General features: G+C 42.3%; 8 protein-coding genes. 7 read left to right on the plus strand and 1 reads right to left on the minus strand.

What is annotated here, in order from left to right:
• Both rpoC and HPE63_RS17165 read left to right on the plus strand, forming a co-directional pair.
• A complete protein-coding gene (gene rpoC, locus HPE63_RS17160) occupies positions 1 to 4,299 on the plus strand; it encodes a DNA-directed RNA polymerase subunit beta' (RefSeq protein ID WP_188315535.1) in 4,299 nt (1,432 codons plus the stop codon).
• 9 nt (positions 4,300 to 4,308) lie between these two features.
• Positions 4,309 to 4,620, plus strand: coding sequence for a DUF3467 domain-containing protein (locus tag HPE63_RS17165; RefSeq protein WP_188315536.1), 312 nt, complete (start codon positions 4,309 to 4,311; stop codon positions 4,618 to 4,620).
• A 110-nt stretch (positions 4,621 to 4,730) separates the two neighbouring features.
• On the opposite strand, the gene HPE63_RS17170 is transcribed toward HPE63_RS17165, so the two are convergent.
• Positions 4,731 to 6,317 carry a peptide chain release factor 3 gene (locus HPE63_RS17170; RefSeq protein ID WP_188315537.1) on the minus strand — a complete coding sequence of 529 codons (1,587 nt, stop codon included), beginning with the start codon at positions 6,315 to 6,317 and terminating at the stop codon, positions 4,731 to 4,733.
• A 403-nt stretch (positions 6,318 to 6,720) separates the two neighbouring features.
• On the opposite strand from HPE63_RS17170, the gene HPE63_RS17175 reads away from it, so the two are divergent.
• From HPE63_RS17175 to HPE63_RS17195, 5 genes are all read left to right on the plus strand, one after another.
• Positions 6,721 to 12,558: an Ig-like domain-containing protein gene (locus HPE63_RS17175; RefSeq protein WP_188315538.1), complete on the plus strand. Its 5,838-nt coding sequence runs from the start codon at positions 6,721 to 6,723 to the stop codon at positions 12,556 to 12,558.
• Between the two features lie 15 nt (positions 12,559 to 12,573).
• Complete coding sequence (locus HPE63_RS17180) at positions 12,574 to 13,521, plus strand: PorP/SprF family type IX secretion system membrane protein (protein ID WP_188315539.1); 948 nt, start codon at positions 12,574 to 12,576, stop codon at positions 13,519 to 13,521.
• Positions 13,522 to 13,533: 12 nt separating this feature from the next.
• The gene (locus HPE63_RS17185; RefSeq protein WP_188315540.1) at positions 13,534 to 15,474 is read left to right on the plus strand and encodes an OmpA family protein; all 1,941 of its coding nucleotides are present in this window, start codon (positions 13,534 to 13,536) and stop codon (positions 15,472 to 15,474) included.
• Positions 15,475 to 15,741: 267 nt separating this feature from the next.
• Positions 15,742 to 19,467: a beta strand repeat-containing protein gene (locus HPE63_RS17190; protein WP_223198207.1), complete on the plus strand. Its 3,726-nt coding sequence runs from the start codon at positions 15,742 to 15,744 to the stop codon at positions 19,465 to 19,467.
• Positions 19,468 to 20,292: 825 nt separating this feature from the next.
• Positions 20,293 to 21,244 (plus strand): hypothetical protein (locus HPE63_RS17195; RefSeq protein ID WP_188315542.1); only part of this gene is annotated, 952 nt, incomplete at its 3' end.

The following is a 21,244-nucleotide window of genomic DNA, read 5'->3' on the forward strand; positions in this document are numbered from 1 at the left end:
ATGGCTAGAATACACGATAATACACCACAAAAAAGGTTTAATAAGATTTCCATTGGTTTGGCTTCGCCGGAAGCAATTTTGGCAGAGTCAAGGGGTGAGGTCTTGAAACCGGAAACCATAAACTATAGAACGCATAAGCCCGAACGAGACGGACTTTTCTGCGAACGTATATTCGGTCCTGTAAAGGATTATGAATGTGCCTGTGGAAAATATAAGCGTATACGTTACCGAGGTATTGTATGTGATCGATGCGGTGTTGAGGTTACCGAGAAGAAAGTTAGAAGAGACAGGGTTGGACATATCAATTTGGTGGTTCCTGTTGCCCATATCTGGTACTTCCGTTCCTTGCCAAATAAAATAGGATACCTTTTAGGACTACCTTCCAAGAAATTGGATATGATCATTTACTACGAGCGTTATGTAGTGATTCAACCAGGTATTGCAAAAGGTCCTGAAGGGGAAGAAGTGAACAAGATGGACTTCTTGACCGAAGAGGAATATTTGAACATCTTGGAATCAATTCCACAGGAAAATCAATATTTAGAGGATTCAGACCCTAATAAGTTTATCGCAAAAATGGGAGCTGAGTGTTTAATTGATTTATTGGCACGGATCGATCTCAAGGAATTATCATACGAACTAAGGCACAAAGCCAATACCGAAACATCTAAACAACGTAAGACAGAGGCGTTAAAACGTCTTCAGGTAGTTGAAGCTTTGCGGGAATCGCAGGATAATAGGGACAATAGACCTGAGTGGATGATTATGAAGGTGATTCCTGTCATACCACCGGAACTTCGTCCTTTGGTACCATTGGATGGTGGTCGTTTCGCTACCTCGGATCTAAATGACCTTTATAGAAGGGTTATCATCAGAAATAATCGTCTAAAGCGTTTAGTAGAGATCAAGGCTCCAGAGGTAATTCTTAGAAATGAGAAACGAATGCTTCAAGAAGCCGTAGATTCCTTATTTGATAATACGAGAAAAGCATCAGCTGTAAAAACCGAATCGAACAGACCATTAAAGTCACTTTCAGATTCTTTAAAAGGTAAGCAAGGGCGTTTCCGCCAAAACCTTTTAGGTAAACGTGTAGATTATTCTGCCCGTTCGGTAATCGTTGTAGGTCCCGAATTGAAATTATTCGAGTGTGGACTTCCAAAAGATATGGCTGCGGAGCTATACAAACCTTTCGTTATACGTAAGTTGATTGAAAGAGGTATCGTAAAAACGGTTAAATCGGCCAAAAAGATAATAGATAAGAAAGAACCGGTTGTATGGGATATATTGGAGAACGTTCTTAAAGGGCATCCTGTATTACTTAACCGTGCCCCTACATTACACCGTTTAGGTATCCAGGCTTTTCAGCCCAAATTGATTGAAGGTAAAGCAATACGCCTACACCCATTGGTTTGTACCGCCTTTAATGCGGATTTTGATGGGGATCAGATGGCGGTCCATTTGCCATTGGGCCCTGAAGCTATTTTGGAATCCCAATTGTTGATGCTTGCATCGCATAATATTTTGAACCCTGCCAACGGTTCGCCTATTACGGTACCTTCCCAGGATATGGTTTTAGGGCTGTACTACATGACCAAAGAAAGAAAATCCACTCCAGAAGTTCCGGTTATTGGAGAGGGACTGACTTTTTATTCTTATGAAGAAGTAGAAATTGCTTTCAATGAAGGAAAGGTAAATCTTAATGCAGGGATAAAAGTCAGAGCAAAAGATTTTAATGAAGAAGGTGAATTAGTGAACCAGATTATTCCAACAACCGTTGGTAGGGTGCTATTCAACATGGAAGTTCCTGAACAAGCAGGTTATATCAATGATGTATTGAATAAAAAATCATTGCGGGATATTATCGGTAAGATCCTTGCCGTAACAGATGTTCCTACGACTGCTGATTTCTTGGATAAGATTAAAACCATGGGATATGAATTCGCCTTTAAAGGAGGTCTATCCTTTAGTTTGGGTGATATTATAATACCGCCTGAAAAACAATCGATGATCGATGAGGCCAATGTTCAGGTAGATGGTATTATGGCCAATTACAATATGGGACTTATTACCAATAATGAACGTTATAATCAGGTTATCGACGTATGGACTTCTACGAACGCTATGTTGACCGAATTGGCAATGAAGCGTATCCGGGAGGACCAACAAGGTTTCAACTCGGTATATATGATGTTGGATTCTGGGGCAAGGGGTTCTAAAGAACAGATTCGCCAGTTGACCGGAATGCGAGGATTAATGGCAAAGCCTAAAAAATCCACTGCAGGTGGAGGGGAAATTATCGAAAACCCGATCCTTTCCAACTTTAAGGAGGGATTATCGATCTTGGAATATTTTATTTCAACGCATGGTGCCCGTAAGGGACTTGCGGATACAGCTTTAAAAACGGCAGATGCAGGTTACTTGACGCGTCGTTTAGTTGATGTATCCCAAGATGTCATTGTTAACACCGAAGATTGTGAAACACTTCGAGGTATTGCAGTTGAGTCTTTAAAGAAAAACGAGGAAATTGTGGAAACTTTAGGGGAAAGGATTCTTGGAAGGGTTTCCCTTCATGATGTCCATAATCCGTTGACCGATGAACTTCTCGTGACGGCTGGACAGCAAATCATGGAAGCTGATGTCAAGAAGATTGAAGCATCCCCAATTGAAAAAGTTGAAGTGCGATCTGCATTGACTTGTGAAGCCGAAAAAGGTATTTGTGCAAAATGTTATGGCAGAAATCTTTCCACCAATAAAATGGTGCAAAGAGGAGAGGCTGTAGGTGTTGTTGCTGCCCAATCCATTGGTGAACCAGGTACACAGTTGACTCTTCGTACCTTCCATGTTGGGGGTATTGCAGGAAATATATCCGAGGAGAATAAGTTGACTGCTAAGTTCGATGGTATTGCTGAAATCGAAGATTTAAGAACTGTAAAGAGTGAAGATGGTGAAGGCAAAGCAATGGATATTGTAATTTCCAGAACCTCCGAAATTAAAATAGTTGATTCCAAAACCGGTATAACACTAAGTACGAATAATATTCCGTACGGGTCGCAATTGTTTATAAAGAACGGTGCCAAAGTAAAGAGTAATGAGGTCATTTGTCAGTGGGATCCCTATAATGGTGTCATTGTATCAGAATTCCCAGGTAAAATTGCTTATGAAAACATTGAGCAAGGTGTTACCTATCAGGTAGAGATCGATGAGCAGACAGGATTCCAAGAAAAAGTGATTTCCGAATCAAGGAACAAGAAGCTTATTCCTACATTGTTGATTATGAACAATAAAGACGAAGTTTTGCGTTCTTATAACCTGCCAGTTGGTTCACACCTGATGGTAGATGACGGTGACAAGATCAAGGAAGGTAAGATCTTGGTCAAGATACCTCGTAAATCTGCTAAGGCAGGAGATATTACAGGAGGTCTTCCGAGGGTAACCGAGTTGTTCGAAGCCAGAAACCCATCTAATCCGGCCGTTGTGTCCGAAATAGACGGTGTTGTTTCATTTGGTAAGATCAAACGAGGTAACCGAGAAATCATTATCGAGTCCAAGCTGGGCGAGGTCAAAAAGTATTTGGTGAAGCTGTCGAATCAGATTTTGGTACAAGAAAATGATTATGTGCGAGCCGGTATGCCTCTATCCGATGGATCAATCACACCAGAGGATATTCTCGCGATAAAAGGACCTTCTGCCGTACAACAGTATTTGGTTAATGAGGTACAAGAGGTATATCGATTACAAGGAGTGAAGATCAACGATAAGCATTTTGAGGTTGTAGTACGTCAAATGATGCGAAAAGTTCGAATTGAAGATCCGGGAGATACTATTTTCTTGGAAAATCAATTAGTACATAAATCCGACTTTATCGTTGAAAACGATGAGATTTTTGGTAAAAAGGTCGTTGTTGAAGCTGGGGAGTCTGAAAATCTTAGGGCTGGTCAAATAATTACGGCGCGTGAGCTAAGAGACGAGAATTCAATTCTAAAAAGAGCGGATAAATCGTTAGTCGAAGCAAGGGATGCCGTAGCGGCAACTGCAACGCCTATCTTACAAGGGATCACGAGAGCATCGTTACAGACTAAATCCTTTATTTCTGCAGCATCATTCCAAGAAACGACCAAAGTATTGAACGAAGCCGCTGTAAGTGGTAAAGTGGATACGCTAGAAGGATTGAAGGAAAATGTGATTGTGGGTCATAAAATACCTGCAGGAACAGGTATGAGGGATTATGAAAGTATCATAGTTGGTTCCAAAGAAGAGTATGATGAGATCATGGCTCGTAAGGAAGCATTGAAATTTTAATCGTAACCTATGAGTGATAAGGAGAAAAAACAAAAGCAGATTAATATTGAGTTAGACGAAAAAACGGCTGAAGGCACATATGCCAATTTAGCCATTATTAATCATTCGGTTTCTGAATTTGTAGTTGACTTTATCAGTTTAATGCCTGGGGCTCCAAAAGCCAAAGTCAAAAGTAGAATTGTATTGACGCCACAACATGCCAAGAAATTTTTAAAGGCATTGAGTGATAACGTTAGTCGATTTGAAAAAGCCCATGGCACGATCAAGGATTATGAACAACCTCCAGTACCCATTAATTTTGGACCTACAGGAGAGGCTTAAAAATACAAACCCTTTGCGACCAGCAAAGGGTTTGGTGTTTTAAAGAGTATAAGGTTTGTCCGTAAATGACCAGTTATAATACGTTTTTTCCTTACCGCTTCATCATCTTCTTAAAACTCAGAAGTAAAATGCAGTTTTACCGAAGGATATTTTTGTTGGGTCATTTGTAACGAGAATTGGGAATCGGCCAAGAATACCAATTGTTTTTGTTTGTCTTTGGCCAAGAATTTTTGCTTTACCCTTTTGAATTCTTTAAATTCCTCGTTTTTGGGGTCTTTCGCTTCTACCCAGCACGCTTTATAGACAGGAAAGTTTTCATAAGAACATTTAGCCCCGTATTCGTGTTCCAAACGATACTGGATAACTTCGAACTGCAATGCCCCTACAGTACCGATAACCTTTCGCCCGTTCAGTTCCAAAGTGAATAATTGGGCAACCCCCTCATCCATAAGTTGGTCTATTCCCTTACCCAATTGTTTCGATTTCATCGGGTCAGCATTGTTGATATAACGAAAATGCTCTGGGGAAAAACTAGGGATCCCTTTATAATGCAAAATTTCCCCTTCGGTCAGCGTATCCCCGATCTTAAAATTCCCTGTGTCATGTAAACCCACAATATCCCCTGGGTAAGAAATATCGACGATTTCTTTCTTTTCGGCAAAGAAAGCATTAGGGCTTGAGAATTTCAACTTCTTACCTTGACGTACGTGCAGATAAGGTTTGTTGCGTTCAAAGGTGCCCGATACTATTTTAACAAAGGCGAGCCGGTCACGGTGCTTGGGGTCCATATTGGCATGTATTTTGAAAACGAATCCCGAAAGTTCTTTTTCATTGGGATGTACCAGCCGTTCCTCAGCCATCTTTGGCCTAGGTGAGGGGGCTATTTGGATGAAACAATCTAGTAATTCGCGAACGCCGAAATTGTTAAGGGCAGACCCAAAAAATACAGGCTGCTGTTCCCCTTTCAAATAACTTTCTTTATGAAATGGGGAATAGACACCATGCACCAGTTCAAGGTTATCCCTTAATTGTTGTGCGGCTTTTTCGCCAATAATGGTTTCCAATTCAGGATTTTCGATATCATCGAATGCAATAGTATCTTCAATGTTTTTTTTGCTATCCCCACTGAAAAGGTTAATATTCTTTTCATATATGTTATAGATACCTTTAAAATCATACCCCATTCCGATAGGGAAACTCAGCGGTGTTACCGATAAGCCCAATTTCTGTTCTAAATCATCCAACAAGTCAAAAGCATCTTTTCCTTCCCTATCTAGCTTATTGATAAACACGATCATAGGAATATTTCGCATTCGACAAACCTCGACCAGCTTTACCGTTTGCTCCTCCACCCCTTTAGCGACATCAACGACGACAATGACACTATCAACGGCGGTGAGGGTCCTAAAAGTGTCCTCTGCAAAATCCTTGTGTCCGGGAGTATCCAGGATATTTATTTTTTTATCCTTGTACATAAAGGCCAAAACAGAGGTCGCCACCGATATTCCCCTTTGACGCTCAATCTCCATAAAGTCACTCGTTGCTGTTTTTTTAATTTTATTGTTTTTTACAGCACCTGCCTCTTGGATTGCACCTCCAAAAAGTAATAATTTTTCCGTAAGCGTTGTTTTTCCTGCATCCGGATGTGATATAATCCCAAAGGTACGTCGTCGCTCTATCTCATTCTTAAACCCCATTCACTAATTTTCGGCAAAAATAATGGAAAATATAGGATTTTGCTCCTTTTGGAAGCTTCTTTTCAGTATTAAAAGAACCCTGTGGTATTTTGATTGTAACTCTTGGATATGGTATAATTCAAACGAACTTCCCATGCAGTACAAATGCAAGGATGGGAGGATTATTTAATTATGGAATACAATGTAAAATGTTGATTATCATCGATAAGCAGATTGAAGATTTTCCTTACCCTGCACTTCGTCGATGAATTCCGTTGTTAACAGAAATTTGGTATTAATGTTTTTCATTCTATTTGTACATCGAAAATTTAAATATATCTTGCATTACTTATTCTAGAAGCCCCACTTCTTGCATAACTTCCTATTTTTGACCTTGGTATTTGGTAAATAATTGCTGATACTTATGGAAAATTTTACATATCCCAAATTCAGGTTACTCTTTACTGTATCTCTGAGATTTTTGCTGGTTTTTAGTTTGCTTGTTATTGGCTTAAACCCTACCTACGCCAGTACAAACAGTATTGTTATCCCAATGACAGGTGGCGATTTGGATGAAGACGGGGTTCCAGACGATGTTGATATCGACGATGATGGTGATGGAATTATAGACGCCATAGAAGATAAGAATTTAGATGGGGATAATGACCCGTCGACAAATCCAACGGACACCGATCAGGATGGAATACCTGATTATCGTGATAAGGATTCTGATGATGATGGTATATTGGATAATGTGGAGGCCCAAACTACTTTGGGTTTTATCGAAGCATGTGGAATTGATAGTGATGGCAATGGTTTGGATGACCATTATGAAGAAACTCCTGGAAGTTGTGGTGGATTGATTCCAATTGATACTGATGGTGATCATATTCCTGATTATGTCGATATTGATTCGGACAATGATGGTATTTTGGATAATGTCGAGGCTCAGACCACCTCAGGATTTATTCCTCCTTCTGGAGAAGACGGAAATCATAATGGTTTAGACGATGAATATGAACCCGCATGTCTTTGTGAGGGCTTGACGCCATTAGATACGGATACCGATGGAGTTCCTGATTTTAGGGATTTGGATTCTGATAACGATGGTATTTTGGATAATTTGGAAGCGCAAACCACTGAAGCATTTCAGGAACCATGTGGAATGGATAGCGATGGCAATGGTCTTGATGACCATTACGAAAATACCCCTGGATCGGGTGAGGGACTAACACCAATAAATTCCGATACCGATGAATATCCCAATTTTAGGGACATCGACTCGGACAACGACGGCATCCCGGACAATGTGGAGGCCCAGACGACTTCGGGCTATGTGGCGCCCAACAACGATGACGCTGCCACGTATGCCTCCAACGACGGTGTTAACTCGGCCTATCCCGATGGGCTGGTGCCCGTGAACACTGACGGCACCGATGAGGTGGACTATCTTGACACGGATACGGACAACGACCTGGTGGCGGACAACAACGAGGGGAACGACTTCAACTTCGACGGCATCCCCGACCAGACCTATACGGGCACGGACAGTGACGGGGACGGCCTGGACGATGGCTATGAGGGCTCTGATGTGAACGACGGCTTCGATGTGAACGACGAGATCGACGACCCTGCGAACGACTTACCGGATACCGACGGTACGGAGGACGTGAACTATAGGGACCTTGACGATGACGGGGACGGCATCGACACCCCCGACGAGGACGCCGACAACGATGGTGACCCCACCGACGACGATACCGATGGCGACGGCACACCGGATTACCTGGACCCGACCGATGATGGCACGGACACCGATGGTGACGGTGTACCTGACAGCACGGACCTTGACGATGACAACGATGGTATTTTGGATTCCACCGAGGATCCCAACCTTGATGGGGACAATGACCCATTGACCGATCCATTGGACAGTGACGGGGATGGATACCCGAACCATTTGGACATCGACTCGGACAACGACGGCATCCCGGACAATGTGGAGGCCCAGACGACTTCGGGCTATGTGGCGCCCAACAACGATGACGCTGCCACGTATGCCTCCAACGACGGTGTTAACTCGGCCTATCCCGATGGGCTGGTGCCCGTGAACACTGACGGCACCGATGAGGTGGACTATCTTGACACGGATACGGACAACGACCTGGTGGCGGACAACAACGAGGGGAACGACTTCAACTTCGATGGCATCCCCGACCAGACCTATACGGGCACTGACAGTGACGGGGACGGCCTGGACGATGGCTATGAGGGCTCTGATGTGAACGACGGCTTCGATGTGAACGATGAGATAGATGATCCCGCCAATGACCTTCCCGACACGGACGGTACGGAGGACGTGAACTATAGGGACCTTGACGATGACGGGGACGGCATCGACACCCCCGACGAGGACGCCGACAACGATGGCGACCCCACCGACGACGATACCGATGGCGACGGCACACCAGATTACCTGGACCCGACCGATGATGGCACGGACACCGATGGTGACGGGGTACCTGACAGCACGGACCTTGACGATGACAACGATGGTATTTTGGATGCCACCGAGGATCCCAACCTTGATGGGGACAATGACCCATTGACCGATCCATTGGACAGTGACGGGGATGGATACCCGAACCATTTGGACATCGACTCGGACAACGATGGCATCCCTGACAATGTGGAGGCCCAGACCACTGCCGGTTATGTGGCGCCCAACAACGATGACGCTGCCACTTATGCCTCCAACGACGGTGTTAACTCGGCCTATCCCGATGGGCTGGTGCCCGTGAACACTGACGGCACGGACGAGTTGGACTATCTTGATACGGATACGGACAACGACCTGGTGGCGGACAACAACGAGGGGAACGACTTCAACTTCGATGGCATCCCCGACCAGACCTATACGGGCACTGACAGTGACGGGGACGGCCTGGACGATGGCTATGAGGGCTCTGATGTGAACGACGGCTTCGATGTGAACGATGAGATAGATGATCCCGCCAATGACCTTCCCGACACGGACGGTACGGAGGACGTGAACTATAGGGACCTTGACGATGACGGGGACGGCATCGACACCCCCGATGAGGACGCCGACAACGATGGCGACCCCACCGACGACGATACCGATGGCGACGGCACGCCCGATTACCTTGATCCAACAGTCGGTAATGCTAATATTACGGTATTGAAAGTGGACGAATTTTTTGACGAGAATGGTGATGGCCTAGCACAGGTTGGAGAGGCGATTGACTTTACATTTACGGTAACGAATACTGGTACTGTAGCTGTAGGAAATATTACCATTACCGATCCACTGGTAGAAGTGTTAGGAGGTCCTTTGGAAATCTTAGAGCCAGGAGCAGTGGATGATACGACTTTTAGGGCAACATATATTATTACCCAAGCGGATATTGATAATGGTAGTTTTAGCAATTCTGCAACGGTAAGCGGAAATATTCCTGATGTTGGTACAATAAGCAGTCTTTCAGACGATCCAGATGACCCTACCAATAGGGATATTGATGGCGATGGTAACCCTGACGATCCAACTGTTACCGTATTCCCTGCTGATACAAAAATAGATGCCGTTGACGACACGGCCTCCACCGATGAGGATACCCCTGTAACAGTCGATATTCTGGCGAACGATACGGGTATTCCTGACAATGGAACCTTGACCGTGACAGATCCTACAAACGGTACCCTTGTGATCAATGACAGCGGCACACCCGAAGACCCAAGCGATGATACGGTAACCTATACCCCTGATACAGGCTTCAATGGTACGGACACTTTCGAATATACCGTCTGTGATGCGATGGATAATTGTGATACAGCAACTGTTACCGTAACAGTTGGGACACCACCAATGTTGGACGCGGTTGACGACACGGCCTCCACCGATGAGGACACGCCTGTCACAGTCGATATTCTGGCGAACGATACGGGTATTCCTGACAATGGGAGCTTGACCGTGACGGATCCTACAAACGGTACGGTTGTGATCAATGATGGGGGTACGCCCGACGACCCAAGCGATGATACGGTGACCTATACCCCTGATACAGGCTTCAATGGTACGGACACATTCGAATATACCGTTTGTGACGCGATGGATAATTGCGATACGGCCACAGTGACCGTAACGGTGGGCACACCACCGATGTTGGACGTTGTCGATGACACGGCCTCCACCGATGAGAATACCCCTGTCACAGTTGATATTCTGGCGAACGATACGGGTATTCCTGATAATGGGACATTGACCGTAACCGACCCTACAAACGGGACGATAGTGATCAATGACGGCGGCACACCCGACGACCCTAGCGATGATACGGTAACCTATACCCCTGATACAGGCTTCAATGGTACGGACACATTCGAATATACCGTCTGTGATGCGATGGATAATTGCGATACGGCCACAGTGACCGTAACGGTGGGCACACCACCGATGTTGGACGCAGTTGACGATACGGCCTCCACCGATGAGGATACCCCTGTAACAGTCGATATTCTGGCGAACGATACGGGTATTCCTGACAATGGGACCTTGATCGTGACAGATCCTACAAACGGTACCCTTGTGATCAATGACAGCGGCACACCCGAAGACCCAAGCGATGATACGGTAACCTATACCCCTGATACAGGCTTCAATGGCACGGACACTTTCGAATATACCGTCTGTGATGCGATGGATAATTGTGATACAGCAACTGTTACCGTAACAGTTGGGACACCACCAATGTTGGACGCGGTTGACGACACGGCCTCCACCGATGAGGACACGCCTGTCACAGTCGATATTCTGGCGAACGATACGGGTATTCCTGACAATGGGACCTTGACCGTGACGGATCCAACAAACGGCACCCTTGTAATCAATGATGGGGGTACGCCCGACGACCCAAGCGACGATACGGTGACCTATACCCCCAATACCGGTTATAACGGTACGGACACTTTCGAATATACGGTTTGTGATGCACAGGAAAATTGCGATACGGCCACAGTGACCGTAACGGTGGGCACACCACCAATGTTGGACGCAGTTGACGATACGGCCTCCACCGATGAGGATACCCCTGTAACAGTCGATATTCTGGCGAACGATACGGGTATTCCTGACAATGGGACCTTGACCGTGACGGATCCTATAAACGGAACGGTTTTGATCAATGACGGCGGCACGCCCGACGACCCAAGCGATGATACAGTGACCTACACTCCCGATACTGGTTTTAACGGTACGGACACGTTTGAGTATACCGTCTGTGACGCGATGGATAATTGCGATACGGCAACGGTGACCATAACGGTGGGCACACCACCGATGTTGGACGCTGTTGACGATACGGCCTCCACCGATGAGGATACCCCAGTGGACATCGATATATTGGCAAACGATACTGGCGTACCGAATATTGAGACATTAACAGTAACAGATGCTACAAACGGAACGGTTATGATCAATGATGGAGGCACACCTGATGATCCCAATGACGATACGGTGACCTATACCCCCGATACTGGTTTTAACGGTACGGACACATTTGAGTATACTATTTGCGATTCTATGGAAAATTGCGATACGGCAACGGTAACGGTAACAGTCGGCACCCCCTATGCCATAATCGATGCTGTGGATGATGATTACAGCAGTATTTTTGTTGATGGTACAACTGGAGGTATTGTTCCTGATAGCAATATATTTAACAATGACACCTTGGATGGGGATCCTTTAAATCCTGATGACGTTATCTTGACATCTACCCCAACAGACCAATTAACCATTAATCCTGATGGAACTATCGAGGTAACACCAGATACTAATGAAGGTACTTATACCATAGAATATTCCATCTGTGAAGTTGCGAATCCTTCAAATTGTGATACTGCCATTGTTACGGTTCTGGTTAGTATTGCTGAGGAAGAAGCTATATTGGTAAATCAAATGGTAACACCAAATGGGGATGGTAAGAATGACTTTTTATTCATAAAAGGGGTTCGAAATGCCAGGAACAATTCCTTGAAGATTTTTAATAGATGGGGTGTTGCGGTATATGAAGGTAAAGATTATAACAACCAAAATAACGTATTCGATGGTAGGTCTAAAGGAAGGTCGACGGTAAGTGCAGAGGACTATCTCCCAGCGGGCATATATTTTTATATCTTTGAATACCAAAAGAATAATAGTCAAAATACTACGGACAGCGGTTATATCTATGTCAGTAAATAACACCTTATACTATTTATGAACTTAAGAAATAGCATTATAGTATTGTTGACAATACTTTCTACCACGATTGTATCTGCCCAACAAGATGCCCAGTATACACAGTATATGTATAATACCATGAGTGTTAATCCGGCATATGCGGGTTCAAGGGGTCAATTAAGTGTAGCGGCATTATACCGTTCCCAATGGGTTGGTTTGGATGGTGCACCTACCTCACAAACCTTAAACCTTCACTCCCCAATAAGAAACAGTAAGTTGGGTTATGGTATTTCAATTGTTAATGATGAAATAGGAAATGGCGTGGTCCAGGAAACTTATTTTGACGCCGTACTTTCTTATACCGTAGATGTTTCCAGGGAGGGCAAACTTTCATTCGGCCTAAAAGCTGGGGGAAATTTACTTAACCTCGATTTTCAAGGCCTACGTAATTTTGATGTAGAACCTGTGAATCAGGATAATATTGAGAATAAGTTTTCGCCTAACGTCGGTGTTGGGGTATATTACCATACAAATTCTTTCTATGCGGGTCTTTCCGCTCCAAATTTGTTGGAAACAAACCATTTTGATAATAGTCAACAAGATTCGAACGATGTTCAGTTTTTATCGAAAGAACGCATTAATTTCTATTTTATAACAGGTTATGTTCTTGATTTGAACGGGAACCTGAAATTCAAGCCTGCAATATTGACCAAGGTAGTGGGAGGAGCCCCTCTACAAGTAGATCTATCCGCAAGTTTTTTGTTTAACGAGAAGTTTTCTTTCGGTGCGGCTTATAGATGGGACGCCGCAGTGAGCGCAATGGCAGGTTTTCAGATCTCGGAACAATTGATGTTAGGATTGGCTTATGATAGGGAAACAACAGATTTAGGAGGTACTCAGTTCAATGACGGGTCGTTCGAGGTTTTTTTAAGGTATGAATTGGTTAAAGCCTTCCGAAACCTTGTTTCACCTAGATTCTTCTAAAAGCAATTAAAGATGATTAAAAGAAATTTTATACTTGGAATTGTTTTGGTATTCTTGGTCGGTCAAAATACTTGGGCCCAAGAGAAACTTATTACAAAGGCCAACCAGAAGTATCGGGAGTATTCCTTCAGTCCTGCCATTGATATATACAAAAAAGTCCTAGATAAAGGATTTGTATCCGCTGATTTATTGAAAAATTTGGGCAATTCCTATTATTTCAATGCCGATTATAAGGAAGCTGCGGAGACGTATAAACGATTATTGAAAGATTATACTTCGGATATTGGGCCAGAATATTATTTCAGGTATTCCCAAACGTTAAAAAGTTTGGGGGATTATGAGGCTGCAAAAGGGATGATGGATGAATTCAGTAAAATAACCGCTGATGATGTTCGTGCAGGGTTTTATAAGAATGAAAAGGATTATTTAGAAGAAATTAAAAAGAATTCCGGTAGGTACGAAATCAAGCCATTTGAATACAATACCCCGTACTCTGAATTTGCGCCTTCCTATTATAAAAAAGGCCTTATTTTTTCGTCGGACAGGGACACCGGTAATTTGGCAAAGTACAGACACACATGGAACTCCAAGGATTTTCTGGACTTGTACAAGGTAAATACTGATAGTCTGGACAATAATCGGGTCACCAAATTAGGGGATGATATCAATACCAGATTGCACGAATCGACCTCAGTTGTTACCAATGATGGGAAATACCTTTATTTTACAAGGAATAATTTTAAGGATGGTAAGTATATTACTGATGAAAATGGAATAATAAGATTAAAAATATTACGAGCTTCTCTTGTGGATGGGGTCTGGACGAATATAGAGGAATTTCCTTTCAATAGTGATTCTTATTCTACGGCACACCCTACTTTTAGCGCCGATGGGAAAACAATGTATTTTGCCTCCGATATGCCTGGCACTTTGGGTCAGTCCGATATTTTTCGTGTGGCTGTATATGATGATGGGAAATTTGGAACCCCTGAGAATTTAGGGAGCAATATTAATACAGAGGCCAGAGAAACTTTTCCGTATATAACTTCCGAAAATGTTTTATATCTGTCGTCTGACGGTCATCCAGGACTTGGGGGGCTCGATGTATTTGCTGCAAAGATCGGATTAGACGATTATCAAGGTGCTGTGGTGAATGTTGGGGAGCCGGTTAACAGTAAAATGGATGATTTTACATTCGTTTTTGATGAAGATACCAGAAATGGGTATTTCGCATCCAATAGGGAAGGTGGACAAGGGGCAGATGATATTTATTCATTTGTGGAAACCATACCCCTAAAGCTCGTCTGTGATCAAGGCATATCAGGAACGGTAAGGGATAAAATCACCAATGATGTTTTGGTGGGTGCTACGGTAAAAGTTATTGATGAAAATAATGAAGAATTATTGACAACCATTACTGATTCTCAAGGAGAATACAAGCTTTCTGTGGATTGTAATCAAGGAAATTTTGTCAGAGCTTTAATGCAAGGGTATGTTCCTTCAGAGGAGTATTTGGGGAAATCGGATGGGAAGCCCAATATCATTGATTTCTATTTGGAACGAGATCAGGTTATGGCAGGTTTTGGAGACGATTTGGCTAAGTTACTTCAGTTGAGTACCATTTATTTTGATTTTGACAAGTATAATATCCGTAAGGATTCGGAAATAGAAGTACAAAAGGTAATTGCCGCCATGGAAAAATATCCGAGCCTTAAAATCAAGGTGAATTCACATACAGATAGTCGTGGTCGTGATGCATACAATCTTTGGTTATCCCAAAAAAGGGCCGAGTCAACTGTCAATTATATGATTTCAAGAGGCATCTCCGAAGATCGATTAAAAGGGGAAGGATATGGGGAAACCAAATTGGTGAACCATTGCGAGAATGGGGTACGCTGTACGGCGGCGGAGCATGAAAAAAACCGTAGGTCAGAATTCATAATCCTGGAATAAGAATTACAATTGATATTTTTAAAAAGGGCAGCCATTATAATGGCTGCCCTTTTTCTTTTTAAATACCTGTGTAATTATCCAATTTTATTGGGTTTATCTATGAAATGCACACATTTGCAATACAAGAAACACCAAGTTTTTGAATGTTCACTTATTAAATCGGGGGTTATACAACAATAATTACCACAAAATAAGCAATCAAGGTATTTTTATCAAAATTTAACTTAGCGAATAGTAATGTATAAATTAAAAGGGTATTCATTTCTTATGTTTTTTTTACTGTTGGGTATGTCTTTTTATGGGCAGGATACCTTTTTGGATAATTTCAATACTGTCTCCTATTCGAATAACAATGGAACCATGAATTATTCGGCCAATTGGGTTGATGATGAAGACGGTGATCCTACTAATGGCCGAATTTATATAAATGGCGGTTCAAATAGATTAAGGATTCAAAATATGGATGGGGTTATCCTTAGCCGTGCTTTGAATTTAGCAGGAGCAACAGGGGTTACCTTGTCAATGACGTATACCGAGATTTCTGGAAATGAACGTATAGATGTTGATTTGTGGAATGGTACAGGTTGGAATACGGTAGCAACACTTAATGGTTCGGGAACAGTGAATTATAATCTTGCGGCCGATGAAATGTCTGCTTCCTCCCAAATACGATTTGTCACAAATAGTGGAGACTGGGGTTCCTCGGAAGCTTATGAAATAGATAATGTACAATTTTCGGGAACTGTTCCTCCCGGAATTTCCATAGATGATATAACCGTCAATGAGGATGATGGTACTGCCGTCTTCACGGCTACCCATATTGGCACAAATACGGGTGGATCATTTACCGTAAATTACCAAACGGTTGATGGTACAGCTACCGCCGGTACTGATTATATGTCAAGTACGGGCACACTCAGTTTTAACGGAACTGCAGGCGATACGGAGCAAATAACCATTCCTATAATAGATAATAGCCTATACGATGGAGATAAAGACTTTACCATCCAGTTTACTTCAGTTTCTGATGCTTCTGTGAATATAGGTGATGTGGGAATAGGTACAATTGTGGATAACGAGGTCATATTATCCGATGTTCCCTTAACACTAATTGAAGAGTTTAATGGGTATTATGATTATGCAGTCACTGGAGGATCCTTGCGAGATCAACCCAATACGGGAAATCCCTGTTCTATAGTACCAACATCAACTGTTACGGGTTTAACAACTGCCATTCCGGGGACGGCGACTATAGAAAAGGCATATTTGTTATGGGCACATTCCAACCAAAATCCGGATACTTCTATAATTTTTGAAGGCCAAACGGTTAATGCCAATATTGCCTACACTTCATCTTTGAGTGGAAATCGAATTTTTTATGGGATGCTAAGCGATGTTACCTCAATAATTCAAGGCATCCCAAACCCGTCTACAAATGTATATGACTTTTCAGGTCTAAATATTGATAACACGGACACCTTTGCACAATATTGTTCAACGGCTACTACCTTGGGAGGTTGGTCTTTGCTCATTTTCTATGAGGAGACATCGTTACCTGCGGTATCTATAAATTTATACCATGGTTTCAAGGGAGAAAGTAATACCTCAAACTCATATACACTATCAGGTTTTTTTGCCATTGGAGCTACTGGGGCCAAAACAACAGCGTTGTCCTGGGAAGGTGATAGCACCTTGGATGGAAATAGTGCTGGCACAACCAATCCAAATGGGGAATCTTTAATTGTTACCAATCAATTGGGAACTAATTTTACCATGACAGGTGATGGGGGCCAAACAGGTAACAATGCCTATAATTCCACTATTTATGATAATACTATTCTTCCAAATATTAATATTACAAATTCTTATGGGGTTGATTTGGATACCTATGATATTTCACCATATATAGCTCCAACTGATTCTCAGATTACAGTGAATGTTAATACCGGTCAGGATTTTGTAATCTCGAATTTAGTACTGGTAAAAGTTCCAAGTAATTTAATTGTGGGCAAAATCTTTGAGGATATTAATTATGGTGGGGGAACGGGTAGAAATAGGGTAGCAGCTAGCGGTATACCAATTCAAGGGGTAACAATGGAGCTATACAACAGTTTGGGTGTTTTTGTAGAATCCACGGTTACGGATGCCTCTGGTAACTATTCATTTGGTGGAATGGCCAATGGTAGTTATAGTATTAGAGCGGTAAATGGAACGGTAGCATCAACGAGAGGAGGGGGAACTGCTTGTGGGAGCTGTTTGCCAGTTCAAACTTTTAGAAGAAATTATACAACAGGAATCGGTTTTGCTGATATAACTAATGAAGTGGGTGGAGCCAATCCTTCGGGAGTAGATTCTGGAGAGGGTACGTTAACCAATGCACAATCAGTGTCAACCGTGACGATAACAAGTGAAGGTGTCGTTGGCCTTGATTTTGGATTTAACTTCAATACGATAGTAAATACCAATGAAGATGGCCAAGGCTCACTGGAACAATTTATTCTAAATTCCAATGAACTTGATGAAATCGGATTGGATATTGTAGCCAATAGCATTTTTGACCCCGCAGCAGGAGAGGACACCTCTATATTTATGATTCCATCTACGGGAGATCCATTGGGGCGAACAGCCGATTCAAATTATACAAGCGGAATATTCGATATTGTTATCTCGAATGGAAGCCCGTTAACAGATGTAGGTGGTATGAATACTATAATCGATGGTCGAACCCAAACGGCATATTCAGGGGATACCAATACGGGTACTATAGGTTCAGGTGGAGCCCCAGTTGGTGTATCTACAATAAATCTACCCAATTACGAATTACCGGAAATTCAGTTAAATCGCAGTGGAGGAGATGTTATTAACACCGTGGGGGATTTAGTTGTAATTCGAAATATTGCTGTTCATGGTAATAACAATGCTGGGATTCGAGTTGTCGGAGGTTCAACAACGATTACAAATACACTTATTGGTGTTAATGCGGCAGGTGTCAACAGTGGAAATAAAGATTATGGGGTCGAAATATTAGGGGGAATAGCGATTATTGATGGTACTTATATAGCAACGAATACAGATGCCGGGATACTTATTAATGGGGGAACTTCCACAACCATTCAAAATAATCATATTACAGGGAATGGAGATGACGCTTGTGATGACAATATTACCATACAGAGTGGTACTGGCATTATTATTCAACATAATTTAATTGAAAATGCCGCAAGTTTGGCTATAGACGGTGACGGAATCTCAGGTGGTGTGGTCATTTCAGAGAACACAGTAACCTCCTCAGGACAAGATGGAGGCAATTGTGGTGGAAATGTTGAGAATGCGGGTATTCGACTGGATGGAAATAATTCCTCGATAACCAACAATATAATAGCCTCCAATGCTGGTCCAGGACTCGTATTGGCAGGGGGGAACACCTCGGGAAATTTAATTTCACAAAATTCTTTCTATAGCAATGGCATGGCCTCTCCGGCTTTAGGAATTGATCTCGGGGATGATGGCGTGACCTTAAATGACAATGGTGATAGCGATAGTGGTGAAAATGGTCTTGCGAATTTTCCGATAATTACAGCGGCCTATATTTCTGGCCCTAATTTGGTCATAAAAGGATGGTCCAGACCAGGTGCAACAATAGAAGTTTTTCTAACGGATATTAATGAAGGAACAGCTGCCATGGGAGATAACCAACTAGGGTTATCAACGGACTATGGTGAAGGTCAAACCTATCTGGGAACCGCTGTTGAAGGTAGTGTGAGCGACCTAGACACCGGATCTTCCTTATATACAGATGCTGATGGTAATACGGATAATACCAACCTATATGAATTTAGAATTCCACTTCCTAGTGGAGTTGTATTGGGTGAATTTATCACAGCCACGGCAACAATTGCCAATTCTACTTCAGAGTTTTCTCCTTATAGTATTATAAAGGTAAAAACGATAATAACCAATCGTAGAATAACCTATCGGGTGAATGGGAATTAATTCACAGCTATTTAGCGATATCAATTTTTCTTCAATTATTTAGTAATCAATTAACTAACATTCAATTGCCAGTAGTTAAAAGTTTTCTTTTTGGTTAAATATCGTATTTGTTCTAATAAAGAATTGAAATCAAATTGATGGCACAAAGTGAATAGATTTTAAATCTATCCTGCAATTTCATCATTTGGAATGCTCTATGCTTACTTTTATTCTTCGATAATAAGTAGCGATTCTAAAGAACGTGAAATTGAATCATCCCCTCTCCAGTAATCTTATAAAATGTACTTCAAAAACCTCCAATACGGCCCTTTTAACAGTTCGGGTAAATACCGTGATAACCAACAGAAGAATTACGTACAGGATCAATAAAAATTAACATGGTTTATTGGTCGTTAAACAATTTTTAATGAGGATTTTTCCTACCCGAAAACACTTGGAAAGTATTGATATAATGAGTCTGATCGACCAATGAATAGTCATAAAACCATTAGAAAAATCCATGGAAACCTCATTTTTTTTATAGTTAGGCTATACGAAACGACACTTACACAACAAATATTTTCCCACGGATGGTATACCGTTAATTTTGTAAAGTGTAATTGGTATGATTTGTTCCGTTGTGAGAATTGTATCGAATCAAACGAACCCAAATGAGTGAATGCCTTAACCAAAATATCAGAGTTTATAGTGTTAAAAACATATTCAATTTTATAGGTAAAAGGTATTCGAAAAATTTAATGTTGAATGGATTATCCATTCAATGATAAGAAACCAACTAATTAAATGATTTTGAAACACCAAACCATTAATAGTAAAGACGTTGTCATGAATAGAAAGATATTAATTCTGATTTTTCTTCTGTTTTCAGGATTTGCATTTTCGCAGACTACGGTCAACTTAGAAGATCAATGTAACTGTGAGGTTCTCAGTGGACCTGATGTTACGGCACCAGGAACGGTGACTCCGGCAGGAGCCGATACTGGTGATATTTATGTGAATACCAATACCGGTACCATCTATTTTTGGGATGGGGATTCTTGGGAACTGACTTCAACCGATAGTCAACAGGTTTTGGATTTTAGTTATGATACAGCCACTCGTGGACTTACTTTAGAGTTAGAGAATGGTGGGGCTCCTATTACCGCGATCCTTCCTGCGGAATCTTTGACCACACTGACTTTGAACGGTAATTCATTGGAATACCTTGATGAGAATAACATTACGAATCTAATACCCCTTAATGTTGGTAATCTGACTCTAGGGGTTGATGGTAATTCTTTGGATTATACGGATGAAGCGGGATTATTGACCAATATTCCATTGAATGTTGGTGCATTGACTTTCAATGCTGCTACACGCGAGCTTACCTATATTGATGAAGCGGGAACCTCAACAGTAATCATATTACCTGCTGAGACTGTTACTAATTTGGTTGATAATCTTGATGGTACCATCACCTATACCAATGAGGACGGTACTCCACAAACGATAAACAAATCTAGTCTAACCGATTTAGGCAGCGGTATCTATAGTTTTGACAATGGAGACGGTTCGCCCGTTGCGTTTGTCGGTACAGATAGCCAAACTGCAGCCGAGGTTAATTACGACAATACGACCTCCGGCCTGGTTGCCACGGACGTACAGGCCGCAATCGACGAGATCAACGCCGCCGCGGGCACTGTGGCCTTGGTGGATAATGGTGACGGCACCTATACTTTTACTGATGCAGCAGGAGGAACAGTTCTTATTACAGATACTTCCATATCTACCTTATCAA

This window comes from Maribacter arenosus (genome assembly GCF_014610845.1).
In the GTDB taxonomy this organism is placed as follows: domain Bacteria; phylum Bacteroidota; class Bacteroidia; order Flavobacteriales; family Flavobacteriaceae; genus Maribacter_A; species Maribacter_A arenosus.

Coding starts and splice junctions, on each gene's coding strand:
- HPE63_RS17180 (WP_188315539.1), top strand. CDS start 12,574: ATGAACTTAAGAAATAGCATTATAGTATTGTTGACAATACTTTCTACC.
- HPE63_RS17175 (WP_188315538.1), top strand. CDS start 6,721: ATGGAAAATTTTACATATCCCAAATTCAGGTTACTCTTTACTGTATCT.
- HPE63_RS17165 (WP_188315536.1), top strand. CDS start 4,309: ATGAGTGATAAGGAGAAAAAACAAAAGCAGATTAATATTGAGTTAGAC.
- HPE63_RS17170 (WP_188315537.1), bottom strand. CDS start 6,317: ATGGGGTTTAAGAATGAGATAGAGCGACGACGTACCTTTGGGATTATA.
- HPE63_RS17190 (WP_223198207.1), top strand. CDS start 15,742: ATGTTTTTTTTACTGTTGGGTATGTCTTTTTATGGGCAGGATACCTTT.
- HPE63_RS17185 (WP_188315540.1), top strand. CDS start 13,534: ATGATTAAAAGAAATTTTATACTTGGAATTGTTTTGGTATTCTTGGTC.
- rpoC (WP_188315535.1), top strand. CDS start 1: ATGGCTAGAATACACGATAATACACCACAAAAAAGGTTTAATAAGATT.